This is a genomic window from Paenibacillus sp. MAH-35, assembly GCF_058135425.1.
This window is the reverse complement of sequence record NZ_JBYUPU010000015.1, coordinates 47,837-74,497: the sequence shown is the minus strand read 5'-3', so window position 1 is coordinate 74,497 and position 26,661 is coordinate 47,837. Positions and strand designations below refer to the sequence as shown.

The window sequence follows — 26,661 nt, the reverse complement described above, 5'->3', positions numbered from 1 at the left end:
TAGCTTAAGAGTTGCAATCGGAGATGATATACTGAATATAGGATGTAATACGGAGGTGTTTACAATGCGATGGGAAGAGGTTCAGGAGCGTTTTCCTAATGAGTGGGTCGTTCTTGAGGCAACCAAGGCTTACTCAAAGGAGGGGCAACGATTTATTGAAGAGATGGCTGTCATTGATTCTTTCGACGATTCTGTGAAAGCCTTAAAAAGATACAGTGAGTTGCATAAAAAGGATCCTCATCGGGAGTATTGTTTTTTTCATACATCCCGTTCTGAAGTGGTAGCAAATGAACGCTACGTAGGTGTCAGGGGGCCGAGATGAATATAATAGAATGTTATGGACTTCCTTTTGTAAGTATTGTTATAGAATTTAGGGGGAAGATGCTGAGTCTGGAGAAGGTCCTGATTGACACCGGGTCTGCAAGCACACTTTTAAATGCGGATATCGTTGGAAAGATAGATATGATTCCTGAAAAAGATGATGTAGTTGATACAATTAGAGGCGTGGGTGGTGTTGAGTATGTGTACACCAAGTCCGTTGATGCCGTTATAATCGGAGAAGCTATAGTTAAAAACTTTCAAGTTGAAATTGGTAGTATGGATTATGGCATGGACATTCACGGAATAATAGGCTTCAACTTCTTGAAGCGAGTCGGTGCTCAGATCGATACCGCGGCATTGAAAATAAAAGTGCGCTAGTCAACAGACATCGGAGTGACGTTCGGTGTCATAACTTTTAAAGTTAAAATGGTTAAAATAGCGATGTTATGGGATCAGAGAAATATAGTACGTCTAGTAGGTGGTGATATCTACGACGCCAAAGCTTCATTTGTAATCTTCTCGATATCGATCGGCGATCGGGAACCCTCTCTAACCATGTCGGGCAAAATATGCTGCAGAAAATAGTCCACGCAATGGAGCTTGATTCCTTTAATTTTAATTAGAGCACTGCGATACATCACAATAAACTCTTTCTCCGTATTGCCCCGCTGCATCTCGGCAAACGCTTCATAGATCTGATCCATCTTATCCGCCACTTCCAGAATCTGCCCCTCCACCGAATCGTCCTTGCCTTCGCGCAGCTGTCTGCGGAAGATCGGCTTGAACTCCTCCGGAATATGCTCATTGATGAAATGGGCGACCATGCCTTCCTCGACCTGCTGCAGCATGGCCCGAAGCTCCAGCGAATAATGCTTTACAGGCGTTTTGATGTCGCCGATAAAAATTTCGCCGTAGTCGTGGCTGCTCGTGACTTCATAGAGCTTTTTCCAATCCACCGTGACGCCGTTGCTTTCTTCGATATCCGCGAGCGTTTTGGCGTATTGAACGACTTTCCAGGAGTGGGCCGATACGCTATGCTCCTGAAACTTGAACTTGCCTGGGCAGCGAATAATCCGTTCCAGATCGGTTAACGATTGAAAATACGTATGAATGCCCATAGGTCTGAATTCCTTTCTTCGATGAGAGTATATAACTCGGCTGCTTAGCTTCACTATAACCCCTGATTGTTAAGGGAGAATAAACTCGAACGAAATCTAGTCGAGAATGCTTCCTCCCATAATAAACCGGTTGTTCAGCTGCCTCCAGGTCAACGGTCCGATATGGACGCCTCCGCTGTTTTTAGAAGGGGAGTGGATGATCTTCCCGTTCCCCATATAGATGCCTACGTGAGTAACGATCCGATCTGCCGGTTTCAAATTTTTGTAGTCGGCCGCCTTGTTCCCTCTGAAGCTGGAAAAAAACATCAAATCGCCGCGTTTGGCCTCCTTTAAGGAGGTGTACGTTTTTTTGGAGAAGGCGTTCACATAAGCCGCTTGACTTCTCGAATCCCACGGCAAGTCCATTCCGAGCGAAGTCAGGAACACCCAACGCGTAAAATCGGAACAGTCGAACGTGGAAGGCTCGGTCCGGTCAGAACCGTACAAGTAAGGAGTACCGATATAAGACTCGGCGATTGCAAGGAGCTGTTCCACATGGTTCCCGGGGCCCGGGGGCGTAGATGGTTTGGGATGCTGCCGGATAAGCGGAAATCCATTCGGGTCCACCAGCGTTTTCCGGTTCGGATCTGCGATGGCGAGACTCCGTATACGATGCTCTTTGAACTGCTGCTCGACACCCAGATCGCCGAAGTACAAATCGGGATCGTCCGCTTGCTCCCCCGAACGAATGATCGGAGCAGGTTCGGTAACGGATCGGGGGCGCACCTCCCGATTGGCCGAGCAAGCGGACAAGAGTACCAAGCTGCACCCTAGTCCGATTGCCAGCGTCTGAACCGATAGCTTTTTTTTCATCCTCATCCCTCCTGGACGCCATATGGATTTAGAATGTCAATTTTGGCTTTTTTTGATTCAAGCGAATCGTAGAAGGGGAAGTGTAGCTTGAAGGCCGATCTGCTAAAATGAAAAAAAAAATCGATGAGAGGGCGATTCCTTATGCGCATGCAACTGATGGACGAGCTAATCGATGCTTACTTGGATAGTGATCTCGAACATCCGTATTATTTGGATTTGCAGACCGGAGAAGTCATCCTGGACCTGGATGAAAAGGATACAGGGGAACCGGGGATTGATTGGGATGACGAAGCAAGCGAAGGAAGGTATGTGAATATTCCGAAAATCGGTTCGAGAGAAGCGTATGCGGTGATGACCAGGTTTGCGCAGACTACGGAATCGGACCCGGACAACCTGCTGCTCGCCGCCCTTGACCGGAACAGGCCTTTCCGGGGATTCAAGGATACGCTGTACGATTTGAATCTGTGGGACCCGTGGAATCAATTCGAGCAGAAACAGGCGGAGGAAGTCATCCGGGAGTGGTTAGCAGAAGAGGGCTTGGACTATGAAGAATTGAATTCAAAGTATAAAGAGGAGCTGACTGAAATGGAGGCGTCACGGCTTGAATCTGAACAATCTGGACAGATGGATTGACCCCGTTATTTTGGCCCGAGGGCAAGCTTATGCAGACGAAGGTTCCGTACTTTCGATAGAGGAACAAGAGGACGGCACTTTTGATGCGGAGGTGGAAGGAAGCGAGCTCTACGAAGTTTATGTGGAACTGGACGAGTCGGGGAATGTGGTTTCCGCTGAATGCGATTGCCCTTATGATTACGGACCTGTCTGCAAGCACCAGGCCGCGGCTCTGATCGAGCTGCGGGACCAGTTGGCCGAGCAGCCGGAGCGAGCCGATCAGCGGACAGCAAAGGAAAGCTTAGAGCAGCTGTTGGAAGCGGAAAGCAAAGAAAGCCTGGTTCGATTGCTGTTGTCTCTTGCAGCCGATTCCAAAGTGGTGAAGCAACGTATTAACCTCCACGTTGCCAAGGCGGGAGGGGCTGCGGAATTGGATAACTGCCGAAAGATGATCCGCTTGACGATCGATGCCAATGCGGACCGTCATGGCTTCATCGATTGGAGAAGTGTTGACGGCGCGGTTGAAGGGGCGGAAAAGGTAGCCGAAAGGGCGTTTGAGGCGGCGGAGCGCGAAGAATGGGTTCGGGCGGTTGAGCTTCACCTGTGTGTGGTGGAGGGAATGGTTGAACTGAACGAACGTTCGGACGATTCCTCCGGTACGATCGGGGCTGTCATTGCTCAAAGTCTGGAAGGGATTTACGAGATAACGTCACAGTCCGATCCACTCTCGCCGGAAGACAAGACACGGCTGTTTCATACGCTGCTGAATGAATCAGAGTCGGCGTTATGACGGTTGGTCGGATGAGCAGTTGGAGTTAATCGAAGCGGCTTCCCGCTTGGCTGTGAACGCAGAGCTTCGGCAAAAATGGGAGCAACGCGCTTCCGACCTCGTGTCGAGGCAAACCGGGAGGGAGAGCGGCTATGTTGCCGAGCGAATAGCCATGATCCGTTATCGGCTGATCCAAAGCTATGAAGGGGATGAGCAGGCGGCGCAATATGGGAAAAGCCAGCTGCACCTCTCAAACTAGTGGCGGAATTGAGGCTGTCGATTCAATGTGGACAACCAAGTGGAAAGGGAAAAGATTACCTTCTGGCGAGTTTTGTCTGGAATCCCCTACCTTACAATCCTTATGAAATCAAGGGATTCCGGACAACCTGTATGAGCAGAAGAAGGTAACTTTTCACTTGGAACGGCCTGCTATCACTTCTACACAATGAATCGACAGCCTCGAATTATTCCATAGTTACATTGTTGCGTTGGCGGAGCAATCGACTAATAGAAAAGAGTATACAAATGTGTGCCGGGTCATCCGCATGCTTCACCAAGCAGCCGGCAGTGAAGCGGCACAAAACATGACGAAGCTGCTGCTGGAGACCTATCCCGGAAGAACGGCTTTTGCGGGATGAGTTGTTAAGCCTGATCAAGCCGTAATCGAGTAAGGTTACACAAAGAGCACCTGCGGAAGGTGCTCTTTGTTCGTTCCAACGCAGATCAAGGGCACAGCAGTCCGGTTTATTTCACGGCCCCTTTTTTCGCCTTGGAGCAGGTCAGGCAGTAATGTCTCCCGTAAGCTTTGCCGTAGGCTACGATCTTATTGATGGTATGCCGCTGCTTAAGTTTGGTGAACGGGCAGGGGTCGGGCCGGGTATTCACCTCCAAGATCCACGGAGTGAGGCTGCGATCGATGGCGATATCGAGTCCAAGCTCGTTCATGGCCGGATAGGTGCGGCTGAACTGGGCGGCGGTCAAACGGGCGATCCGGTTCATCTTGCGCAGCAGTCCCGCGGTTTTTCCGTCTCTTGCATGCGGCTTAAGCAGATCGGCTGCCGGATAAATCGTGCTCCCCTGGCTCCCGTTCGTAACTACCTTCCGGGGATGCGCGACGCGTCCGACCGTTCCGGTAGGCTCCCATTTACGGGACGGATTCCTTTGAATCATGACCCGGAAATCGAACGGGCATTTCTTATAGGTCAGCATATGAATCCCCTGTTGGATCAAATAACGCTTGCCCCCAATGCGCTTCGAGACGGACCGGAAAAGCTCCTCATAGGTCGGAAACGTAAAAAGCTGGACGCCGCTTTGATACCGGTACGAAGATCTGCGTTTCTCTACCCGCATGACCCCGATACCGAGCGAACCGCGATCCGGCTTTACGTATACCATACGATAACGCTTCAGCATACGAAGCAGACCGCTTCGTGTGAACGGGCAGGTGGCGGGAATATGTTTGGCAAGCTCCGGGTGACGAAGCAGCAGGTTTGTTTTCAGCAGCTTGCTTGTAACGATACTTTGGAAATGTTTCATACGCGGTTTCCTCCTTTCAAGCAGATTCAGGCGGAAAGCTTGGTTCCGGATTCTCTACAGCATACGGGGCTGCACGGTATAGGTGATAACCGGATTCGCCGGGAGCTATTCCTTTTTTGGATTGGAACGAACGTGTATGGGCGGCCGGCATATGTTATAGGAACCGGGGGAACGGGGATGCGATGCCCGCCCGGTCAAGCAGCGGAGGAGGGGAAGGCGCATGGAGCGGCTCACAAGCCGTCAGGCGATCGAGAAGATGGCGCTGCGTTTTGCCTGGTACTTGCCTTTGCTCGGCTCCCGGCAGGTGGAGGAGGCGAAGGATCGGGACTGGGAAAGCCTGCCCTTGATAACGGCTTCTGTGCTGGAAACCCATTACTATTCGGACCGCAATCCTCTGGCCGGGCGTGACGGCGTACATGGTTATCAGACATCCGGCACCAGCTCCGGCCGGCGCAAATCGATCTATTACTCCGAGCCGGACGAGGAGCACTATATCCGCATCAAGCTGGACGTGTTCCGGACGATTCTGGGTTCGTCCCGTTACCGGACGGCTGTGGCCGATATGGGGACGGGGCATGCCGAGGCGACAGCGGTAGAAGTGTTCCGTCGTCTGGGGATGGAAGTGGAATCGGTGTCATTTCGGCTGCCGGTCGAGCGGCATATCGAGATGTTATCGGACTTCAAGCCGGAAGTGCTGTATACGATGCCGTCGATTTTGGAACGTATTCTCCATGCTTCCGAAAATCCGGCGTCTTATGGGATTCGCCATGTGATTCTGGTCGGGGAGATTGCTGCCCCGGCGTGGATCGAGCGGACGGCCGACCGGCTGGGGATCGGCAAGGCGTGTATAACCGATACGTATGGCTCTATTGAAATCGGTACGATCGCTTACTTCTCCCATCAACACGGACGGTATTTGCTGGCGGAAGGACTCGTGGCGGAGGGGAAGCGTCCGGAAGAGATCGGAGCGGATCTGGAGCCGCTGGCGGACGACGAGGAGCGGGTGCTCGTGCTGACCTCCACGGTTAGAGAGGCTTTTCCCGCCGTGCGTTATGTTACTTACGATGTCGTACGCGACCTGCGTCCGATTTGGGCGGAAGGCTCTTGGCGGCAAAGCTTCCGAAGTATCGTGAAAAGGATCGGCCCGGACCTGAAGCACGGTGAGAAAATCAGCATTTACGATATAGAAAGCGTCGTATTCCGGCATTTGGAGCAAGCGAGCGTTCGGGTGAAGGTAGCGGGCAACGCTCTGATCGTATATATTCACGGGCCGCAACCGGCGGCGGAGCAATTGGAACAGATCCGGCATGACCTGGAGCATCGGATTCCGGAGATCGGGACGATGATCAGCTCCGGCCTCCTGGATCGGATTCAGGTGCTTGGCGGCGCTTTTGAAGACGAGACATACCGCGGCACCGTCAAAAACAAAAAAATCGTTTACGAGTGAAGAAGGGATGCAAGTGGAACTTCAGGGTGGGATAGCCGATGCGGTTGGCGGTACACCGTTAGTCCGGTTCAAACGTTTATTCGCCGATGTGCCGCTCCAGGTGTACGGAAAGCTGGAGTGGATGAACCCCGGAGGCAGCTCCAAAGACAGGCCGGCGCTGCACATGCTTCGGGAGGCGATTCGCCGCGGAGACGTGACCGGCGATACGGTTGTCGTAGAATCAAGCTCGGGAAATCTGGCGATAAGCCTTGCGCAATTGTGCGGTTATTTGGGGCTGCGGTTCATTTGCGTCATCGATCCCCGCACGACCGAGCAGCATAAGCGGATCATCCGTTGTTTTGGCGGGGAGATCGATCTGGTCGACAAGCCGGATGAGGAGACGGGCGAATATTTGCCGGCGCGTATCCGGAGAGTCGGCGAACTGCTCCGGCAGCTGCCTCATGCTTATTGGACGAACCAGTACGGGAACCCGGATAACTATGCGGCCCATCAGGAAACGACGATGAAGGAAATCGGGGAACGGCTCGGCGAGGTCGATTATTTATTTTGCGGGGTCAGCTCCTGCGGAACGATACGGGGATGCCGGGAGTATGTCCGCAGCCGGGGCTGGGCTACGAAGATTATAGCGGTCGACGCTGCCGGGAGCGTAATTTTTGGCGGGGAGAAAGGCAGCCGGAGATTGCCGGGGCTGGGAGCGGGGGTGACGCCTCATCTTTACCGGCCGGATGTAGCCGACCATGTCCAATATGTATCGGATATCGATTGTATTCAAGGCTGCCGGGATTTGGTCCGGTACGAGTCGATTTTGGCGGGAGCTTCGTCCGGGGGCGTCATTACGGCCATCCGTCAAATGGCCGGCTGCATACCCGAAGGGGCCGTCTGTGCGGCTATATTGCCGGACCGGGGAGAGCGGTACTTGGACACCGTGTACGATGACGAATGGGTGCGGAGGGAGCTTTCATACGATCCGGTACGTGTATCGCAGGGAGGCTAGCGCATGATTTATTTACATGACGGTCATATCCGCGAGATCGGGATCGACTGGGGGAAGCTGACGGAGATCGTGGAAGAGATAATCCGGTTAAAGGACGCCGGGGATTGCGTTCATCCGCTCAAGCCGTACTTGCGTTTCCGGGAGCCGCAAAATCGGATCATCGCGATGCCGGCTTTCGTCGGCGGAAGTGTCTCTATGGCGGGGATTAAATGGATCGCCAGCTTTCCGGACAATCACCGTCTCGGACTGCCCAGAGCGCATAATACGATTATTTTGAATGATGCGGCAACCGGCGAGCCCGTCGCTTTTCTGCACAGCGGATTGCTGAATGGGTTGAGGACGGCGGCAGTCAGCGGGCTTATGCTTAGAGCGTACATCGCGGCGAGACATCCGGCTAAGCTGAGGGTCGGAATTGTCGGATGGGGGCGGATCGGGCGTCTTCACTTGGACATGTGCGCTTCTTTATTAGGGGATCGGCTGGAGCGGGTAACCTTGTACGATCTGAAAGGAATCGACCGGGCAACCGTACCCGAGGCGGTTCGCGGTATAACCGACATAGCGGACGATTGGCGCCCGGTGTATCGCGGATCCGATGTTTTTGCTACATGTACGGTATCCGCCCAACGGTATATCGACGAGGCGCCGCCGGAAGGGACGCTGCTGCTGAACATCTCTCTTCGGGACTATAAGCCGGAAAGCGTAACCCATGCGAAGGGAATTGTAGTGGACGACTGGCGGGAAGTATGCCGGGAGAACACCGACGTGGAGCAGCTGTTTCTCTATCGCGGCTTGCAGGAAACGGACGTCCTTACGTTCGCGGACGTTGTCTGCAGGGAAGGGCTGGACTCGCTGGACGAAGAGGAGCCGGTGTTTTTTAACCCGATGGGGCTCGCCGTGTTCGATATCGGGATCGCCGTTTATTACGTGCGGGAGGCGCTGCGGCTGGGGAAAGGAATCAGGTTGCCGAACGGGTAGTCGAAGATCGTGGTCGTCCGGAATCCAGGTTGCTTCGCAAAACGGTATTTCCCCGATCCGACATAATAGGGAACGAACGTACCAAGGGCATTCCGCTTTTCGTAGCGGAATGCCTTTTGCTGTTCTTCATACCGCGTATTTTTGAAACCGGTTACAAAAAATCGCCGCTTGATCGGCTTTCGGTCACGGCGTAAGCCGTTGTATATACTCTTTCGGAGAGCAGCGGTTATAACGTTTGAACAGCTCGTAGAAATGCGTCATGTTGCTGATGCCGACTTTCTCGGCGATTTCCGTTATATTAACGCTTTCGGTCAATAGCAGTCTTTCCGCTTTTCTGACTCTTTGCATGTTGACGTATTCGACAAACGATACGCCGATGATCTTCTTGAAATATTTGGAGAAATAATGATAACTCATGTTCGTCATTTTGCTGATCGTCTCCATCTCGATTTTGCCGGATAAGTGCTTGTCGACATAATCAAAGACCGGGTGCAGATTATAGGCGGACGGGGGCTCGTTCCAATTTTCCATGTCATTTTGCTCGCTTCGGACAATGGTAAGCAGCAGCCGCTTCACATGAAGGTCGATTGCGATCTCGTATCCTCTGCGTCTGCTCTCCATTTCCCGGTGAATGCACGTAATGGCATCGCCTATATCCGACTTCAACTGGGGATCGGTCTGAAACCAATCATTGTATCGGCTGAGCGGACCGTCGATTTCATAAAATGTCCGGTAATACAGCATGACGGAGGGATCGGAATAAGCGTGCATATCGAAATGCAAAATGAGGTACACGACTTTCTCCGACAGCACCGACCAGGTGACATGCGGCTGGGAGGCGCCGATCAGCAGGACGTCTCCGGGCTCCAGGGTGAATACGCGCTCCTGTACGCGAATTTGAAGCACGCCCTCCTGAATGTACAAAAATTCGAGCTCCCGGTGGTAGTGCCACTTCCTTTGCAACGGCTCCCTGATTTTCATATGCTGTAAAGTTTTGATCCGCAGCATGTTGTCCTGATAGTAGATCGGCTCATCGTACATATTCATCGCACGCCCCTTGCTGAACAAAATTCGTTATAAATCGGATAAATGGGGACATACAGCTACTATTTTGGGGCTCTTATAATTAGGTATACGGTCATTATAAGGCAGGCGGAGAAGCCGCGGCAACCTAATATGACCGCATCAGGCAAGCCAATTCCATAAGGAGGGGTTCATCTATGAAAAAGAAAGGGATACGCAGAAGGAGCATCGTCGCTCCGTTGATGCTGGCGCTTGTGTTATCGGCGTGCGGGGGCGGACAACAAGCGGCGGCGCCGGAGGGAAGCGCTCCGCAAGGCAGCGCCCCGCAAGAGGGGACGCAGCTGAAAGTACCGAGCGAACCGGTACCGATTACGGTGTACAGCAACAACAAAATGACGGAGGAAGCGTTTAACAAGCAATACGGCGACGCCATTCGCAGCAAGTTCCCGAACGTCAAACTGACCTTTACGTCCGATGTTCTGAAGGATACGATCGCCGCCAAAGTGCCGATTGACATTATGTTTGGCTCGATCGGAACCTTTTTTACCCACCTCTATGATTTCGAGCTGCAGTACGATTTGAGCGAACTGGCGAAGTCGCGCGGCTACTCGTTCGATAAGCTGGAGCCGACTATGGTTGATCTTCAGCGGAAGCTGGGCGGCGGGAAATTGTACGGCTTGCCGGTATGGACGGCGACATCGGGGCTGTTCTACAACAAAGATCTGTTCGACAAGTTCGGCCAGCCGTATCCGAAGGACGGGATGACATGGGAAGAGTTGGCGAGCTTGTCCAAGGCGATGACCCGTGTCGAGGGCGGCATCCAGTATTATGGTTACGTCACCTCGCCTGGCGCCCAGATGTCGACGAACCAGTTGGGGCTTGATCCGGTCGATCCGAAGACGATGAAAGCGAATTTGACCTCCGAGCCCTGGAAGCAATTTATGCAGAATATCGTCGATCTGTATAAGGCGGCGGGCTTGACCTATACGAAGGATGAACTGGACATTGCGAAGAGCCGCAATTTCTTCGAGAAAGAATCGCGGGCGGCGATGTATACGAATTTCACGGGCGGCACTCCTCCTGAGACGATGAACTGGGATGTCGTGCAAGTGCCTTCCTTGCCGAATGCGCCGGGGGTCGGCCCGCAGCCGTACCCGAACTATTGGTATGTCGCGTCCATCAGCAAGCAGAAGGAAACGGCGTTCGATATTATCGCGTTCCTCACCTCGGAGCAGTTCCAGATTCCGCATAACCGGGCCGGGTATGCGACCGTGTTGAAGGACCCGGAAATCAAGAAGCAGTACGGACAAGATATGCCCAAGTTCCAGGGGAAAAACGTGTCGGCGATGTTTCCGAAGAAGTCTTCCGCTCCGATGAACTACACGCCTTTCGCCAATGACGCTCAGGTTGAGTTTCAGAATGCGTTCCTCAGCCACATGCTGGGAGAGAAAGATTTGAACACGGCGCTTCGCGATGCGGCGGAGCAGTTGGACAAAAAAATTCGGGAGAAGACGCAGTAAGCAGACGGACAAGCGAAGGAAAACGATACATTAGACAGAGAAGTGGAGCGGGCAACCCGGTGAAATCGTACCAGTTTGTTTATAGTGCGAGTTCAAAAAGTCCGGTTTTCAGCACCGAGAAGATGGGATGAAGCTAGGAAATGAGGAGCGGAGCGTAGTGGAGCTTTTGTGAGCACCGGAAGTTCCGGCTGAATTCCATATTCGATGTCGAGCAGGCTTCGTGATCGGCTTCGTGATCAAAAGTGGACTTTTTGAACAACCTCTTATAGGACAGGTGAACAAGCGTGCGTGGAATAATAGGGCGGGCAATGAGAAAACGGGTGGCAATCGGCCTAATCCTGCTGCTTTTTGTATCGGGACTTCCCGTCATGCCGGGCTTCGGCGTTGCAGGGACGGCTTCGGCATCGTGGGCGGACTTGCCCAATGCCGGGTTCGAAGACACGGTGGCGGGCAAGCCGCAGCACTGGACGGCTTCCGGGATCGCGGAGTCCTCTGCGGAGCAGGAGCACACCGGCTTGCGGAGCGTGAAGCTGACCGATCCGAGCAACGTCACATCGGCACGATTGCGCAGTGCGAAGCTGCCGGTGCAAGCCGGGCAGTCGTATGAAGCGTTAGTATATTCCTACAATGTACAAGGGACGTCCGCTTTGTTCGTGGAGTTTTGGGATGCCGGCGGCAATTTGCTGACAGTCCCCTACGAAAGCAATACGACGTTGAACCGTTGGAAGGAGATTAAGGTATATGGGCAAGTTCCGGAGACGGCCGTGGAAGTTAGCTTGCGGCTTTATCTTCATCAAACGAATGTCGGCTCCGCGTATTTTGACGATGCCGCCTTCCGCATCATGAATGTGTCCGATCCGCTGCAAAACGGAGACTTGGAACTGGTATCGGACGGTTTGCCGGTTCATTGGAGATTGGCGGCGGGAGAAGGGTATTCGACCAGCGAGAAAGCATATAACGGCACGAATAGCGTAAAGCTCGTCGATTCCAGCAATGCCTCGTCTGTCAGTTTGCGCAGCAACCGGATGAAGATCGTCCCCGGACAGAGATACGAAGCGAGTGTTCAATCGTTCAATGTGCAGGGCACTTCTCAGCTGTATATCGAGTTTTGGGACGCGGGGAGCACGCTGCTCGCTACGTTCCCGGCCTCGAACACGACACTGAGCCAGTGGAGCGAAATCCAGGCTAGCGGGGCGGCGCCGAACGGGGCGGTTTACGCGAGCTTGCGGCTTTATTTGCATGTGGGCAACGTGGGCACCGCTTATTTCGACGATGCGACGTTCCGCGCCGTTCCGAACGATCTGCATCGGGACTTGATGAACGGAGCGTTCGAGCTTGTGACGGGCGGCAAGCCCAATCATTGGGACGAGACGGGGGGCGGTGTCGCGGTATCGAACAGCGTCGTGCATGGCGGCGTGAACAGCGTACAACTTACGGACACCGGTTCTTCCGGTCAAGCTGCGCTGCGCAGCCATCTTGTTCCGGTCGAAGCGGGAGTGGATTATAAGGCAGGTGTATTCGCGAACGCCGCTTCGGGGACGGCCGAGCTGAGGCTCGAATTTTGGGACGCGAACATGAATGCTCTCCTTAGCTTTCCGTCGGAAAGCGCCGCGTTTCATCTATGGGAGGAACTGACTGCCGAAGGAACGGCGCCGGAGAGCGCGGCTTACGCCAGCTTGCAGCTCAGCATCGGTCGGGATCAGGCGGGCGTCGCTTCCTTCGACGATGCTTCTCTCAGGAGGAACAGCCCGGTTGCAGGCAGCAAGACAAGAGCTACCTATTATACGCCGGATAAGATTGCCGCAGCACGGAGCAACGTTCAGCAATACGCATGGGCGACCACTTTGCGCGACGACGCCGTGACGAAAGCCGACCGTTACTTGTCGGGAGGGCTTGAATTTCTGTGGAACTCCGTTCCGGCCCAGACGCTGCCTCGCAGCTACGGAGTGAATCAGCAGCTCGGCAGTCCGATTACCGGCAGAGCGATCGACCAATACGGCAATTATCCTTATACGGCCGACCCGGTTCAGCAGCCATGGAAAATCGTCGACCCGAGCAGCGGCTACACGTTCCCGACGAACGACTTCGGGGCTTATTATACCAGCGGGCTCGATGAACACGGGGTGTTTCGGCCTGAACTGGCCGATCGCGGTCTGCTGGTCAATACGCTGTATCCGGAGAAAGGGGCGGGCTGGGGCGTCGATGACGGCTTCGGCTGGGTGGACCATCAAGGCAATCGCTACACGTTTATCGCTTATTACGTGCATTGGTTTCTGTGGTACAAAACGGGAATGATTCAGGATGCGTTGACCGCATTCAAGGATGCTTACCTGTATACCGGCGATATGAAGTATGCTCGGGCCGGGACGATTATGCTGGATCGGGTTGCGGACGTGTACCCCGAGCTGGACGTATCGGTTTACAACCGGACGCTGTATCTGAATTCGCACGGCGGGACGGGCCGCGGCAAGGCGGTCGGCTCCATCTGGGAGACGGAGCTGGTCAAAGAGTTTATCGGCGCCTATGACGCCTTCTATCCGGCAGCGGGCGATCCGCAAACCGTCGCCTTTCTGGGCGCGAAATCGCAGATGTACCGGCTGACCAATCCGAAGAGCAGCGGCGGCGATATCCGGCGCAATATCGAAGACAATATTGTCAAGCAAGTGTATCCTTCCGTCAAGTCGGCGCATATTCACGGCAACGACGGGATGCATCAGAGCGCTCTGGCGATGGCTGCCGTCGTTTACGACACTTTGCCGCACACGAAAGAATGGCTCGATTTTACGTTCCGGTCGGGCGGTCTGCTGACGAATCCGTATCGGGTAACCGGCGGGAACATCTGGAACTCGCTTGTCTCGAACGTGGACCGGGATGGCAGCGGGAATGAGGCGGCTCCGGGTTACAATGCGCTGTGGTTATCCCGGCACCAGCTTACGGCAGACCTGTTGGACGGATACGATCTGTACCAGGTCGGGGATTTGTATCAAAACGTCAAGTTCCGCAAAATGTTTTCCGCGCTGTATCCGCTTACGCTGAGCGAAGCGTACACGGCCAATATCGGCGACTCGGGTTATACCGGCAACCCGGGAATTAGCGTCAAGCTGTCCGATATGGTCAAGGCGTTCGATCGGTTCGGAGACCCGGTGTTTGCCCAGATGGCTTATTTTCTGAATTACAATCGAGCCGACGGGATTCATAAGGATGTATTCTCGAATAATCCGGAGCAAGTGAGCGATCAGATCCGCAGCGTCATCGCCGAGCACGGGCCGCTTGATTTGAAGAGCAGCCATCTAAGCGGTTACGGGTTTGCCGCTTTGCGCGACGGGCAAAGCCATAACCAGCGGTTCGGCATACCGTACGAGTTTCCGTTCATGCCCGTGACGGCGGGCAATACGCCGCACAAGCTGTTTGCGGAATCGGGCACGGTCCAGTTGGAAGCGTCCGCTCCGGGAGCGACGATCACATTCGGCTTCCAGGTGCCCGCGACGGACGAATACGATATCGATCTGCTTCCGTTCAAGGTGGCAACGTACGGCATCTACCGCATCTCGATCGACGGGCAGCCGGTGAAGGAACTGGACTTCTACGGAGGCCGCACGGATGATTTCGAGACCATCGTCAGGATGACGCTGACGGCGGGGACGCATCATATTACATTTGAAAGCATCGGCAAAAACCCGGCGGCCGGCAACTACAAGATGGGCGTCCGCACGCTCAGTTTGCTTGACGAGCAAGCCCGCGCCTTGCGGGATCAGGCGAATGCGCAAGGCAATACGCTGCGCGATTTCTGGATGTACTACGGACGGACGAGTGGACACGGACACCGGGACGCGCTGAATGTGGGTGTTCATGCCTTCGGTCTCGACCTGGCTCCGGATCTGGGCTATCCCGAATTCGCCGACAACCTCGATAAGCATCGGCACCAATGGGTGAACAATACGATCAGTCACAACACCGTAGTTGTCGACAAAAGGAAGCAGGAGGCGCAGTGGGTAGCCGATCCGAAACATTTCGACGACACGGAGCGCGTCAAGCTGATTGATGTGGAAGCGCCCGACGCGTACCCTCAGACGGATCTGTACAAACGGACGACGGTTATGATTCAGGTGTACGACACAGCTTCGTATGCCGTCGACTTTTTCCGGGTGAGTGGCGGCAACGACCACCATTTCAGCTTCCATGGGGCCGAAGGGACGGTCGCTACGGAAGGGCTTGCGATGGTCGGACAGCCGACCGGAACGTATGCGGGACCGAATGTCGGCTATGGCGAACGGGTGGACGACGTCGACGGGCGCGGCTATATGGGCAGCGGATTTCATTATTTGAAAAACGTGTCCCGAGATGCAAATCCGGCAAGTTCGTTCAGTGCGGACTGGGCCGTGGAGGACACCTGGAACGTGCTGTCCGAGCCGGAAGACATTCATCTGCGTCTAACGATGCTTGGTGATCTGGACGAAGTAGCGCTGGCGGACGGAGTGCCGCCGCAAAACAAACCGGGCAATCCCGAGACGCTTCGTTACTTGATCGCCCGCCGAAGCGGGACGTATCTGGACAGTCTGTTCGCCTCCGTTATGGAGCCGTACAAGAACGAGCGATTCATTCGCTCGATCGGCAGCGCGGTTGTGCGCGAAGGGGGAGCAATTGTCGATTCGCCTGACGTGAAGGCGGTCAAGGTGGAGCTTGCGGACGGGAGAACCGACTATATCATCTATTCGTTGAATCCGGATACGGAATATACGATCGACGGCAAAATCCGCTTCAAAGGATTCCTCGGCGTGTATTCCGAGTTGGATGGCGAGCAAGTGTACGGGTACATCCACGACAGCGCCTATATGATCCCGGTGAGCGCACCGGCTGTTCCGGCTGCTGCGGCCCGGCTGGAAGGGACCGTGGTCGATTTCACGCGCGTACTGTCCGTCAGCAACCATATGGACGTTCAGATGGCGGTATACGGAGGCGGCGCGCCGGATGTGATCGGAAAATGGATATTCGTCGACAACGACGGCGTCCGAAACGCGGCGTACGAAATCAAGGATGTGACGCCGCTTGGCGGCAGCTTGTACAGACTGTCCGTGGGCGATGCGACGTTTGTCCGTTCCTACGTCAACGCGGCGGATTTCAGTCAAGGGTTCTTGTATGATATAGCCGCTGGCAGCGCGTTCCGCATCCCGCTTACGGCTCAAACTTACGCGGCAGCGCCTTTCCCTTGATACCAGGCCGTCCATAGGCATGGATTAAGTGGAGCAGCGCTTCGGCAGCAACCTCAATTCCCGATGGGAGGAAGTTGCTGCCCGAAGCGCTGTTTGGCGCTGTTTGGAGTTTTTTAGCGCGGATTCATCCGGTGCCGTCTCTCTTCTTATTGCTTCAGGGCCATTTGTATAGAACGTGCGGCTACTTCCGGATGCGATATCGGGAACTGGTGGGCATAGGGCAGCGGTGTTACCCGGAATGCATCCATGGAGCGGGGAAGCGCGTGCTCCGTATCGGTTGTTCCCCACAAAATCGCAATCTGCTTCGGATTCCAGCGTGCCGGATGGACGGTTATATGTTCAGGTCTGGACAGGCCGCTCATCACTTCGGCGGTCGTTTTCCTTACTCGTGTAGACTTACATTCATTATGCACATAAGAAAGATAGCTTTCGGGAATTTCTTCGGCGTTAGCGAAGCTTTTGGTTTGAAGCATTTTTCTCATTAATGAAGATTTGGACAGGAACTGCAAGCCGGTTTGAGTCCGGAATGAAGAACGATACCGGGAGCTTATGGACTTCAGCACAGGCTGAAGCAGCACGGCTTTTTCGATGCGGTCCGGTACGGTCTCCAGCATCTTCGCGGCCAAATATCCCCCGAACGAATGCCCCACGAGGATCACTTTCGAATCCAGGCTGCGTATCAGCTCCTCCACAGCGCGCTCGAAGCCTTGCAGACCGAAAGCCTTACGGTGGTGATAGGGAGAACGGCCGAATCCGGGAAGATCGGCGAGATAGATCGGATGCCCCAGCTGGGCCAAGGACTGCGCCATCGGCAGCAAAGCCAGCGAGGAGCTAAACGTGCCGTGAACGATCACGATCGGGATTCCGCTTCCTTCGCTTTCGATCGTGGTCAGACCGGCCCTTCTATGGAATCGGAACGGTTCGGGCAGACGGACAGCTCCATGGGACAGCCGGTAATCCAAGTCGGTGATGACAAAGGGCAAGGCCGATTCGTTTACGGACAGGTTCAGGCCGTATTTCGTCTCTACCGCCCGCTTGGAGGCTGTCGGGAATTCGGATTGCACGATGAAATCCACGGACTGTCCGGGAAGTTGCACTAGTTTGTCGGCGCCGGCGTTCAGCAGCTTCTTGATGAGGCGGGGCGGGATCGAGCCGATTGGAGCGGCTGCCCGGACCTCTCTGGCAATGAGCCGGACCAGCTCGGTGATGCCGGGGCTGTTCCGCTTGTCATCCAATAAATAATAGGTATCGCTCACCGGATTCGCTTCCTCCGCCAAGGCGGAAATAAACGCCGCGACATGATCGACGTGCACGAGCGGAAGCCAGTAGTCCGGGCCGCCCGGAGCCAGAGCCATCAGATTTCGGCGCACCGCATTCACCAGGATGCCGAGCCCGCCGGTCTGTTCGGTCATCCCCGTATAGGAGTCGCCGATCACTACGCTCGGGTTCACTACGGATAGCGGGATTCCCCAAGCATGCAGCTTCTGACGGATCAGCAGATCGGCCTCGAACTTCATTTTCTCGTAGGGAGGATCTGAGCGATCGTCGTATGGACGGGCATGGCTGTCGTTGTCGCGATCCGAGTAAGGCGACTTGAAGCCGACGACGTGGATAAAATGCCGGAGCCCGCTCGAATCGTGAACGGTTTTGGCGAGACCGGCGATTTCTTGAGCGGCGTGGACAAACAGCTGACGGGCTTCCTCCTCCTGCAGAAGAATATCCATCGGCCCGCCGGCGTGTATGATGGTGTCTACGTTGCGGAGCAGCTGCCGATCCTCCGGACCGAGGCCGAGCGAAGGTTTCGTCAGATCGCCGCGCACCGCCGTTATCGAAGACATGTCGCTGCAGCCGACCTCCTTCATCGCTTCAGCCAGTCTTGCTTCAGAACGGACCAGCACGTAGAGGCGATGTTTCGCTTTCGCCAAGGCCGCGACCACGCGCCGCCCGATAAACCCGCTGCCCCCTGTTATGAATATCGAACTCATCATTATGCACTCCTTTATAGTACTAATTAGTACTAGTTGTGGGTAAAAAAATTACTTCAGCATATAGGCCAAAGTTTGTAAAAGGTTGGGCAGGAAGGCGGAGTCTCTATGGGTATGCTGCAGAAATAACCCGCCCTCGATCGTGGAGACGATCAGCTCTGCGATCCGCGAGACAGGCAGCCCGGGCTTGAATTCTTGTCTATGGATGCCTTCCTGCAGCAGCTTCTCCAGCGTGAAGATTTGGTTTTGGAAAAAACGGGCGATCTCCTCTCTGACGAAATCCGATTCGTGCGACGTCTGGACATAAATCGTAAGGAAGGGACAGCCGCCCAGGCTGTAGGGCTGCTGCTCGGAAAGCACCTCGGCGAACCGGCCGATTCGTTCCGTCACAGTCAGCTCGGTCTGGCCTGCGATTTCTTCGATGATCTGGTTGTAGGTCCCGGTCATCTGGCGGACGATGGCGGCCAGCAGCTCCTCCTTGCTTTTGAAATGGTAATAAATGTTCGTTTTGGATACTTTGCTGGCCGTGACGATTTCATCCATGCTGGTCACTTGGTAGCCTTTCTCCAGAAAAAGGACGGTTGCCGTTTGCAGGACGATATCACGGTTGGAACGTTTCGTTTGTTTGTTCATATTAGTACTATACAGTACTAAATAAATGATTGTCAAATAGCGAATTGTTTAACGGCCTAAACTGTACTAGGCGATTAATCATAAACCGGGTCAACAAATAAAGTTGTTGCGGTTGTCATGTGACAAACTCATGACACCGATCACTACTTTGGAACCAGGTTATTCTCTATAATCAATGTCAGCTAAGCGAAAGAATTGATTAAAAGCATGTTGGGGGAGATTGGAAGTTTGACCAAACCAGGCGAAGGTTTTGAGAAGACAGGTTGACGATAGTTTTCGTACATAACCAATAAGGAAAGGTCGTTTGTATCGGATGAGCACCAGTCAGTCGTTTCGTTTCGGAGCTTTTATTCACGGCAAATCATTCACCAGCTTGATCTTGACAGTCGTTTTCCTGAACGCGATTGTGATCGGACTTCAAAGCTACCCGCAAGTAAATGCGGCGTACGGGGCGTTGTTACAAAGCTTGGATCTCGTATTTTTGATGATTTTTACGGTTGAAGTCGTATTGAAGATATTCGCAGACCGGACGAACTATTTCAAGGACGGCTGGAATGTGTTCGATTTTATCGTTGTTGCGGCAAGCCTGCTCTTCATCAGTTCTCAATTTGTTAGCGTGCTTCGGATCTTAAGGGTGCTGCGGATATTGAAAACGATCTCCTCAATCCGCTCGCTGCGCCGAATTATTACCTCGCTCTTCATGGCCATTCCGACGATCGGGAGTATCGCGCTGCTTATGATCATCGTGTTTTATATATACGGTGTGATCGGGGCTACGTTTTTCGCGGAGATTTCGCCGGTTTATTTCGGAGACTTGAGCAAATCGCTCATTACGTTGTTCCAAATCGCGACGTTCGACGACTGGGCTAATATTTACCGACCGATCGCCGAGACTACGCCTTTCTCTTTAATTTATTTCGTTACGTTTATTTTCATTGCCGTATTCGTCATGCTCAACCTGGTAGTCGGGGAGATTGTAAACAATGCAGCCAATATCCAGAACGAAGTGCAGGAGATCGAAAAGGAAGTTCACGAGATCAAAGCGGACTCCTCCGAGATCGCGCTGCTTCGGGAAGAAGTGAAGGGATTGAAGCAACTGCTGCTGGAAGAACGGCAGTATCGGCAGGATCGGGCAGGATAACCGGACCGGGTCGGAGCAAAGGTCGAAGCGTCATAAGCAGAGCCGGACCTAAGACGTTATGTCGGTACGGCCAGAAAACGTCATAATACGAGCGGTTAGGCTTTGTGAACGGATGGATGAGAGAAACTTTTCGGGGAGGATGTCGGTATGAAACTGTTTCGGATACTGGCGATAGTCGCGCTTGTCCTGAGTATAACACCGGCTCTCGCTCAATCAGAGGGCACGGAAGCCAAACGATACATACAAGTCAGAGCGGCATCCTCGATGCTTGCCCTGCTCCGGACGTCGGCGGAGAGCTACATGGAGCGGCATCCGGATATCGCCATCTCCGTAACCGGCTCGCAGAGCGGGTCGTACCGGGGGATCAAGTCGATTATCGAGGGGACTTCGGACATCGGCGGTTCTTCGTCGGAGCCGGATGAAGTCCATATTCAGTTGATGGAGAAAAAAGGCGCGAAGGTCGTTGGCGATATCGTCCAGAATGACGCGGTCGTCCCGATCATCCATACCGGTAACCCGGTTACGGGCTTGACGCTGAAGCAGCTCAAGCAGATCTATACCGGAGAAATCCGCAATTGGAGCGAGGTCGGAGGGAAGGACATGCCGATCCATGTCGTCTCTCAGCTGGGGAATACGGGAGCGTACGAAACGTGGAGCAAAATCGTGCTCGAAGGAACGGCGATGGTTACAAAGAATGCCGCATTTCTGGATACGGTCAGCGCCGTCAAATCTGCGGAGACGAACGAAGGGACGATCGCGTATTCGGGTTTTACGAACATCACCGGCAATTCATCGGTCAAAAAAGTGATTGTCGACGGAATTGAGGCGAACGAGCGGACGATTCGGGATTCGACTTTTCAGATCAAGCGCTCGTTGGCTTTGTATACGCTGGAGGGGGCTCCCCAGGAAGTCAAAGATTTTGTCAAATACGTGCAGACAAAGGCTAACGAGCCGAAGCCGTAAACTACAAGGCCAAAGGATGAGAGGATCGAGATGGGACCAATCGGACGGAAAGCGGGCGTGGGGGCCGCCATGCTCTTAAGTATATCCCTGTTCACTGCGGGATGCGGACTGCTGAATACGGCCAAAGAGGACAACAGCTTGCTGATTGCCGGAACGAAACAGTTCTCCGGTTATTCGAGCTTGTTCCAAACGGAATTTACCAAATCGCACAAGCATACGATGGTTGTCATTCAGGAAGGAGATACGACCCCCGGCATCCTCGCTCTCCGTAACGGCGCGATCGATGTGGCGATCGCTTCCCGGGATCTGAACGAGAATGAAGACGATAAATGGACGCAAAGCCATCTGGCCGCCAAAGATGCGATTCATCTGATCGTTCATCCGGGCAACCCGGTCGCGGATCTGACGATTGCCCAATTGAAAAGTATACTCACCGGCAAGGCGGATAACTGGAAGCAGCTCGGGGGACCCGATATGCCGATTGCATTAATCTTTACGGGGACGGCATCGGATACGTACGGGGGACTCAGCGATCTGGTGATGGATGGCGAGGCGATGGCCGCCAAAGCGGCGACCCAGGCTACGGGCAAGGAAGTCGTGGACGCCGTTGCAGCGGACAAGCAGGCTGTCGGGATTGTCGCAACGAAGGATCTGGACATCAAGGTCAAGGCTCTGACCGTAAATAACGTCGAAGCGAACCGGACTACGATCTATTCGGGGAGATACCCGTTGACCCGGTCGATCTACTTCGTAGTCAGATCGGAGCCGTCGGAGCTGACCCGCAAGTTTGTGGACTTTGTTCTGGGCAAGGACGGACAGGCGTTGCTGCAGAAAGAAGGGGCGCTGCCTCTCCATTAGATTGTGAAAATTGACAGAATAATGAGGGAAAGCCATGGAAGCCGAACAACTTTTAAGCAGCGAAGCGATGTCCAAATTTCAACAGAAAGCCTGGTTTCGCAAAACGGTCGCCGTCGTTCTGATTGGGCTGATTCTCGCTTTAACGGGTTATTTCGTATACGGACTGATCCCGAAGCAGTACACATTAAGCATTACTGGGGGAGATATCCTCGGCAACCGGCATTTGATAGCCAAGGTGTTTAAGGATGAGGCGGCCTCATACGGAGTAAATCTGGTTATTCAGCCGACGGAAGGTTCCGTCGAGGCGATTAAGCGCGTTAGCGAGGGGAAGCTGGATATCGCCCTTGTGCAGAGCGGGCTGGAGGATAAGCTGCCGAATGTCGAGCATGTGGCCACACTGCCTGCGGAGGTTACTCATTTTCTGGTGAAGCCGGATATCCGGGAGATTGAGGATTTGAAGGGGAAAGTGATTAATACGGGCTCAAAATCGGACGGCACCCGGCTAACGACCAAGCAGGTGCTCGATTTCTCCAATCTGGAGGCCGGCGTCGATTATATCGAGACCAACTACAGCTTCGAGCAGCTGGTGAAGATGAAGGCGGACAAGCTTCCGGACGCGATCGTGAACATTTCTTACTCGCCCTCTTTTGTGGCGGATTATTTGGTGAAGGAAAGAGGGTATACGGTGCTCGAGCTGCCGTTCCCTCCGTCTCTGGCTCTCCGTTACGGCTGGGTGGGGGACGGGGCGAAGATTTTGGCCTATACGTACAACACGATTCCGCCGGTGCCTGCTGCAGATATAGCCGCCGTAGGGGTCAATCTGCAGATGATCGCGAATTCGAATGTAAAGCCCGAGGCGGTCTCCAAGCTTCTGGAAGTGCTGTACAGCCCAACCGTGGTGAACCGGATCAATCAGAAGGTGGACGAGTCGAACATAACAACGGCGGCCAGTTATCCGATCTCCAGGGGAACCGTGGCGTATTTAAAAAGAAACGAATCCTTTTTCTCCCAGGAAACGATGGAGCAGTTGAAAAATCTCCTTGGCCTGCTGTTCACGCTTGGTTCCTCCTCCTTAATCGTGCTGAAATGGCTGAAGGGCGGCAGGCTGGACGACGATCTGGAGTTTAAGGAGTACATCGCCCTGGTATCCGCTATCGAGAAAGAAATCGGAGCGCTTGAACAACAAGGCGGTCTCGAGGCGGAGCAGCTTATGCAATTAGCGTACAGACTCACGGCGTTAAAAAGCGAGGCGCTGGAAAAGTATAACCGAATAAAGCTGAAGGACCCGGCTCTGATGGACACCTTCCTATCCAGCGTAGCGGATACGCGCCATTATGTGTCGCTTTTGATGGAACGTGTACGAACGGCGTAGCAGAGGCGCCGAAATAGGGCTTTCGGGGCGGGATAGCCGCTCTCACTTCTTCCTTTGTCCGGCATCTACTACTAGTAGACGGTAGGAAGGTGAATGAAGGTGAGAGCGAGACGAGCCACGTATTCAACGGGGATTTTGCGCAGGCCGCCGAAAACGAAGTTCGCCCTGATCGATGTCGTGAACCTCCATGCTGCCGGCTCACGACTTGTGACGGTGGAGGTATTCGACTGGTCTAACGGATCGCCGGTTCCTCTGAGAGTAAGTCCATGCGGCAGCAGGTCGTGTACGGTAAGAGTAAGGGCCGGCCAATCCGTTTTCTTATACGCGGACGTATCGAAAGTCAGGTTCAAATACGAGGTTCGCCTGACTTTGCGGGCCGACCGCAAGCTGATCGCGAACGTATTCGGTGTGACGAACGCACCGTTTACGCCGCAGGAAGGGGATACCGTGCTGCAGCGGAATTTGGTGCGGATTCGATAATGTAATTGGAGAGAAGTTGAACTGAAACCCGCATTCATTGCGGGTTTTTGTGTTTTTTGGGATGTGTGAAGATTACGGTTTCGTGCTCGTTATGATGTAAATTTGATAGAATGGGGATACAACGATAAAAGTGGAGCAGTAAAACGAAAGAGTTATATCAGAGATAGATGAAAGGCCGGGGCCTTCTGTTCTTAAGCGATCCTGCCCAAATTCTTATTTATTTGAAAATTATAGCCTGTTAGGCTTGTTGGGAGCGGATGTACGTTTATACGATCTGGATTGAAGCCGAAGAGTGGGCAGCAGGTCAATGGGATATATTCGACAGTAACACGGATGTTATAGTAAAGTTTGGTGATGGTTCGCAATGGACTGTTACGATTTACACTTATAAAAATATAATGACACTCTCTGAAAAGAATAAGAACACGGGTGAACAGCTAGGAGGGAAATATTTTTGGGGAAAAGATATGCTGCTGGTCGAGGAATGCAGCCGGGAATGTATCGAGGAAATAATTCGTCATGTTATGGAAGAGGGAGAGTTTCAATCCATCTTTAGGAATTGTCGGAATAAACGAAGTGGAGGAGAAGCTGAATGATCCATTACAACAAGCTGATTCGGGACAAAATCCCTGCAATGATGGATACCAGAGGAGTTGAGTATTCGGTTAGGGAACTGCCGGATGAGGAGTACGAAACGAAGCTTAATGAGAAACTGCATGAAGAACTCCGGGAGTATATGGAGGCACCGCATGAAGAGAAGCTTGAGGAGTTGGCAGATCTGGTCGAAGTCATCCATGCCCTGGTGCTGAACAGCGGGAACACTTTGGAACATTTTGAACAACTGCGGAAGCAGAAGCTGGTGGAGCGTGGAGGATTCGAGCAGAAGCTCCTGTTAGTTTATACGGAATAAGGAAATGGATTGTCGGTGTACATCTGCTTGAACCACAGTATATGTCCTTAATCAAGAAGCAGTCTTTGCAGATCCGTTCTGCGAGGGCTGCTTTTTCATTGGACGTAAGGTGTGTCGTGTAAGCTTTTTGTAAGAGCGGGTGTTGTAAGATGGGAGAAAGTTTGCATTTCCTAAATGGAGTTTGGGGGAGGATGGAATGACTGCTACGAGGAAGCGGGTCGTGAAAGGATTGCTGGCCGCTCTGCTGCTGATGCCATTGCCGGTTCATGGCGCCGGATTGTGGTCGGAGTCGGACTATGGGAGCGGCACGACTGGCAGCGGGATCTGGTCGGATCTGGAATGGCAGACGGGCAATCCGGGGACAACGCCGGCGAACGACGGAACGACAAGTACCGGAAGCGGCAATGGGCTGGGAATAGAGTGGCAGACGGGCAACCCGGGAACCACGCCGGCGAACGGGGGAACGACAAGCACCGGAGACGGGAACGGACTGGGAATAGAATGGCAGACGGGCAATCCGGGAACGACGCCGGCGAACGGCGGAACGACAAGTACCGGAAGCGGCAATGGGCTGGGAATAGAGTGGCAGACGGGCAACCCGGGAACCACGCCGGCGAACGGCGGGACGTCAGGTACCGGAGGCGGCAACGGTCTCGGTGTAGAGTGGAGAACCGGCACCCAATCAGGTACGGCTCCTCAAGGCGGCCAGCAGAACAACAACCAGCAGAACAACAACCAGCAGAACAACAACCAGCAAAACAATAACCAACAGAACAATAACCAGCAGGGAGACCGGGCCGCGTTTACTCCCCCGCCGGGCATGACGGAGATTGAACTGTACCGGCATGCTTATCAGAAGGACGACACCGTGTACATTCCGTTAACCTACGTCATCCGGGCGATATCCGACCAAAAGGAAGACGACATGAAGAGTGCCGTAAGGTATTACAAAGGCACGGACATGAGGGACTTCCTCTACCTGAAGCATGGAGATCCCAAGGTGTACCGTTCCAGCTGGACCTACGATTATACCCGAACGAGTTTCGACTTGTCTGAGCCGGTATTCGAGAACGAAGGGTGCAGCGGTCATTATTCGTGCTGGTACGTTCCCCTGGACAGCCGGATAACCGAATATTTCGGCTACAAGGCCGAATGGAGGCCGGAAGACCGGGTCGTTACGCTGGGCTCCAAGTACTATTTTAAAGTATACGACGATCACTGGAACCGGCAGGAGCAGCTATGGCGGGGACAATATATCGGCACATGGGATGTGTTCCGTCACGGATTGTCCGATACGGTGCAGGAGAGCTGGGGGACGCTGGAGATCCGGGAGGACGGTACGATGGTATGGGATGACCGCGTCCAGGTGAACCGGGGCCGGTGGATGATGAGCTCCGATACGAAAGGATTGGCCAGGACGACGAACGGATTTAATAACTACGGATGGAACCTGGACTTTATCGAGGATGGAACGTTGAAAGTTTACGGGTATGCGATGACGTTTATCGGGTTCAAACGGTTTACGCCGAACGAATCCCCATTTGTTCCGCCCGCAGGCATGAAAGAAATCGCGTTGAAAACGCCTGCCTTTATCGAGAACGGTCAACTGTTTATTAACGCTGGCGCGCTCCGTTCGTTGAAAGCGTCCTTCAGCGGCAACCCCAGCTCGATGAGAATTACCAGAGGCACAGAGGCACTGTCCATTCATGTGGACAATTCGACGTTTTTCATCAATTACCCCGGCACGGTCAAGCCGCTGTCGGCCAAACCGCAATTCATCGACGGAATCTGGTACATCGCGGCCAAAGAACCTATGGATTTTCTGAACTACCGAATGACGCTTGACGCGAACAATCGGGTACTGCTTTTGGATGATGAGTTTTTCCTGAAAATTGTAGAGAAGCCGAGCGAATAAGCGGAAATAAGTGAAGGAGGAAGGACG

The 26,661-nt window shown here is 53.7% G+C and carries 24 protein-coding genes; 18 read left to right on the top strand and 6 right to left on the bottom strand.

The genetic code is table 11. The annotated features are described in order from the left end of the window. The first annotated feature begins 64 nt into the window (after positions 1 to 64). Complete coding sequence (locus tag AC3Y2E_RS17625; RefSeq protein WP_332075295.1) at positions 65 to 322, top strand: hypothetical protein; 258 nt, start codon at positions 65 to 67, stop codon at positions 320 to 322. Continuing rightward, on the top strand, positions 319 to 699 hold the full coding sequence (locus AC3Y2E_RS17620) for a retroviral-like aspartic protease family protein (RefSeq protein WP_379212606.1): 381 nt from the start codon (positions 319 to 321) through the stop codon (positions 697 to 699). Before AC3Y2E_RS17625 ends, AC3Y2E_RS17620 begins: the two co-directional genes overlap by 4 nt. A gap of 110 nt (positions 700 to 809) precedes the next feature. Here the strand turns inward: AC3Y2E_RS17620 and AC3Y2E_RS17615 are convergent, their stop codons facing one another. Together AC3Y2E_RS17615 and AC3Y2E_RS17610 are read right to left on the bottom strand one after the other, a co-directional pair. Continuing rightward, positions 810 to 1,439: a YfbR-like 5'-deoxynucleotidase gene (locus AC3Y2E_RS17615; RefSeq protein WP_332075293.1), complete on the bottom strand. Its 630-nt coding sequence runs from the start codon at positions 1,437 to 1,439 to the stop codon at positions 810 to 812. Between the two features lie 96 nt (positions 1,440 to 1,535). After that, positions 1,536 to 2,291 carry a C40 family peptidase gene (locus tag AC3Y2E_RS17610; RefSeq protein WP_379212603.1) on the bottom strand — a complete coding sequence of 252 codons (756 nt, stop codon included), beginning with the start codon at positions 2,289 to 2,291 and terminating at the stop codon, positions 1,536 to 1,538. 141 nt (positions 2,292 to 2,432) lie between these two features. On the opposite strand from AC3Y2E_RS17610, the gene AC3Y2E_RS17605 reads away from it, so the two are divergent. From AC3Y2E_RS17605 to AC3Y2E_RS17595, 3 genes are read left to right on the top strand one after another with little or no spacing between them, the layout of a single operon-like run. Next, complete coding sequence (locus AC3Y2E_RS17605; protein WP_379212601.1) at positions 2,433 to 2,924, top strand: UPF0158 family protein; 492 nt, start codon at positions 2,433 to 2,435, stop codon at positions 2,922 to 2,924. Further along, entirely contained in the window at positions 2,893 to 3,693 is an 801-nt protein-coding gene (locus AC3Y2E_RS17600) for an SWIM zinc finger family protein (protein WP_379212599.1), read from the top strand. The genes AC3Y2E_RS17605 and AC3Y2E_RS17600 overlap by 32 nt, the downstream gene beginning before the upstream one ends. Before the next feature lie 19 nt (positions 3,694 to 3,712). Next, positions 3,713 to 3,931 (top strand): hypothetical protein, encoded by a 219-nt coding sequence (locus AC3Y2E_RS17595; RefSeq protein WP_379212597.1) that lies wholly within the window; start codon positions 3,713 to 3,715, stop codon positions 3,929 to 3,931. 485 nt (positions 3,932 to 4,416) lie between these two features. Here the strand turns inward: AC3Y2E_RS17595 and AC3Y2E_RS17590 are convergent, their stop codons facing one another. Beyond that, positions 4,417 to 5,208 (bottom strand): YheC/YheD family protein, encoded by a 792-nt coding sequence (locus AC3Y2E_RS17590; protein WP_379212595.1) that lies wholly within the window; start codon positions 5,206 to 5,208, stop codon positions 4,417 to 4,419. A gap of 220 nt (positions 5,209 to 5,428) precedes the next feature. On the opposite strand from AC3Y2E_RS17590, the gene AC3Y2E_RS17585 reads away from it, so the two are divergent. Genes AC3Y2E_RS17585 through AC3Y2E_RS17575 form a run of 3 tightly spaced genes read left to right on the top strand, consistent with a single transcriptional unit; the run spans position 5,429 to position 8,624 of the window. Continuing rightward, positions 5,429 to 6,655, top strand: a complete 1,227-nt coding sequence (locus AC3Y2E_RS17585; RefSeq protein ID WP_379212593.1) for a phenylacetate--CoA ligase family protein — start codon at positions 5,429 to 5,431, stop codon at positions 6,653 to 6,655. Positions 6,656 to 6,662: 7 nt separating this feature from the next. After that, positions 6,663 to 7,649, top strand: a complete 987-nt coding sequence (gene sbnA, locus AC3Y2E_RS17580) for a 2,3-diaminopropionate biosynthesis protein SbnA (RefSeq protein ID WP_379212591.1) — start codon at positions 6,663 to 6,665, stop codon at positions 7,647 to 7,649. Between the two features lie 3 nt (positions 7,650 to 7,652). Next, entirely contained in the window at positions 7,653 to 8,624 is a 972-nt protein-coding gene (locus AC3Y2E_RS17575) for a 2,3-diaminopropionate biosynthesis protein SbnB (RefSeq protein WP_379212589.1), read from the top strand. A 183-nt stretch (positions 8,625 to 8,807) separates the two neighbouring features. Here AC3Y2E_RS17575 and AC3Y2E_RS17570 read toward each other — a convergent pair whose 3' ends face one another. Then, complete coding sequence (locus AC3Y2E_RS17570) at positions 8,808 to 9,671, bottom strand: helix-turn-helix transcriptional regulator (RefSeq protein ID WP_379212587.1); 864 nt, start codon at positions 9,669 to 9,671, stop codon at positions 8,808 to 8,810. 173 nt (positions 9,672 to 9,844) lie between these two features. Here AC3Y2E_RS17570 and AC3Y2E_RS17565 point away from each other — a divergent pair, with 173 nt between their 5' ends. Both AC3Y2E_RS17565 and AC3Y2E_RS17560 read left to right on the top strand, forming a co-directional pair. Further along, positions 9,845 to 11,167 (top strand): ABC transporter substrate-binding protein, encoded by a 1,323-nt coding sequence (locus AC3Y2E_RS17565; protein WP_379212585.1) that lies wholly within the window; start codon positions 9,845 to 9,847, stop codon positions 11,165 to 11,167. 308 nt (positions 11,168 to 11,475) lie between these two features. Then, positions 11,476 to 16,377 carry a heparinase II/III domain-containing protein gene (locus AC3Y2E_RS17560; protein ID WP_379212582.1) on the top strand — a complete coding sequence of 1,634 codons (4,902 nt, stop codon included), beginning with the start codon at positions 11,476 to 11,478 and terminating at the stop codon, positions 16,375 to 16,377. Between the two features lie 146 nt (positions 16,378 to 16,523). On the opposite strand, the gene AC3Y2E_RS17555 is transcribed toward AC3Y2E_RS17560, so the two are convergent. Together AC3Y2E_RS17555 and AC3Y2E_RS17550 are read right to left on the bottom strand one after the other, a co-directional pair. Then, entirely contained in the window at positions 16,524 to 18,365 is a 1,842-nt protein-coding gene (locus AC3Y2E_RS17555) for an alpha/beta fold hydrolase (RefSeq protein ID WP_379212580.1), read from the bottom strand. 48 nt (positions 18,366 to 18,413) lie between these two features. Continuing rightward, positions 18,414 to 18,995 (bottom strand): TetR/AcrR family transcriptional regulator, encoded by a 582-nt coding sequence (locus tag AC3Y2E_RS17550; RefSeq protein ID WP_379212578.1) that lies wholly within the window; start codon positions 18,993 to 18,995, stop codon positions 18,414 to 18,416. Positions 18,996 to 19,308: 313 nt separating this feature from the next. Between AC3Y2E_RS17550 and AC3Y2E_RS17545 the strand changes: the two genes are divergently transcribed. From AC3Y2E_RS17545 to AC3Y2E_RS17510, 8 genes are all read left to right on the top strand, one after another. Next, on the top strand, positions 19,309 to 20,136 hold the full coding sequence (locus AC3Y2E_RS17545) for an ion transporter (RefSeq protein WP_379212576.1): 828 nt from the start codon (positions 19,309 to 19,311) through the stop codon (positions 20,134 to 20,136). A 147-nt stretch (positions 20,137 to 20,283) separates the two neighbouring features. Next, positions 20,284 to 21,099: a substrate-binding domain-containing protein gene (locus AC3Y2E_RS17540; RefSeq protein WP_379212574.1), complete on the top strand. Its 816-nt coding sequence runs from the start codon at positions 20,284 to 20,286 to the stop codon at positions 21,097 to 21,099. 30 nt (positions 21,100 to 21,129) lie between these two features. Further along, complete coding sequence (locus tag AC3Y2E_RS17535) at positions 21,130 to 21,957, top strand: phosphate ABC transporter substrate-binding protein (protein ID WP_379212572.1); 828 nt, start codon at positions 21,130 to 21,132, stop codon at positions 21,955 to 21,957. 34 nt (positions 21,958 to 21,991) lie between these two features. Further along, on the top strand, positions 21,992 to 23,329 hold the full coding sequence (locus AC3Y2E_RS17530) for a TAXI family TRAP transporter solute-binding subunit (protein ID WP_379212570.1): 1,338 nt from the start codon (positions 21,992 to 21,994) through the stop codon (positions 23,327 to 23,329). A 99-nt stretch (positions 23,330 to 23,428) separates the two neighbouring features. Continuing rightward, positions 23,429 to 23,809 (top strand): hypothetical protein, encoded by a 381-nt coding sequence (locus tag AC3Y2E_RS17525; protein ID WP_379212568.1) that lies wholly within the window; start codon positions 23,429 to 23,431, stop codon positions 23,807 to 23,809. Between the two features lie 257 nt (positions 23,810 to 24,066). After that, positions 24,067 to 24,405 carry a hypothetical protein gene (locus AC3Y2E_RS17520; protein ID WP_379212566.1) on the top strand — a complete coding sequence of 113 codons (339 nt, stop codon included), beginning with the start codon at positions 24,067 to 24,069 and terminating at the stop codon, positions 24,403 to 24,405. Beyond that, complete coding sequence (locus tag AC3Y2E_RS17515) at positions 24,402 to 24,719, top strand: nucleoside triphosphate pyrophosphohydrolase (protein ID WP_379212564.1); 318 nt, start codon at positions 24,402 to 24,404, stop codon at positions 24,717 to 24,719. Before AC3Y2E_RS17520 ends, AC3Y2E_RS17515 begins: the two co-directional genes overlap by 4 nt. A gap of 196 nt (positions 24,720 to 24,915) precedes the next feature. Next, positions 24,916 to 26,634: a hypothetical protein gene (locus AC3Y2E_RS17510; protein WP_379212562.1), complete on the top strand. Its 1,719-nt coding sequence runs from the start codon at positions 24,916 to 24,918 to the stop codon at positions 26,632 to 26,634. Positions 26,635 to 26,661 lie beyond the last annotated feature (27 nt).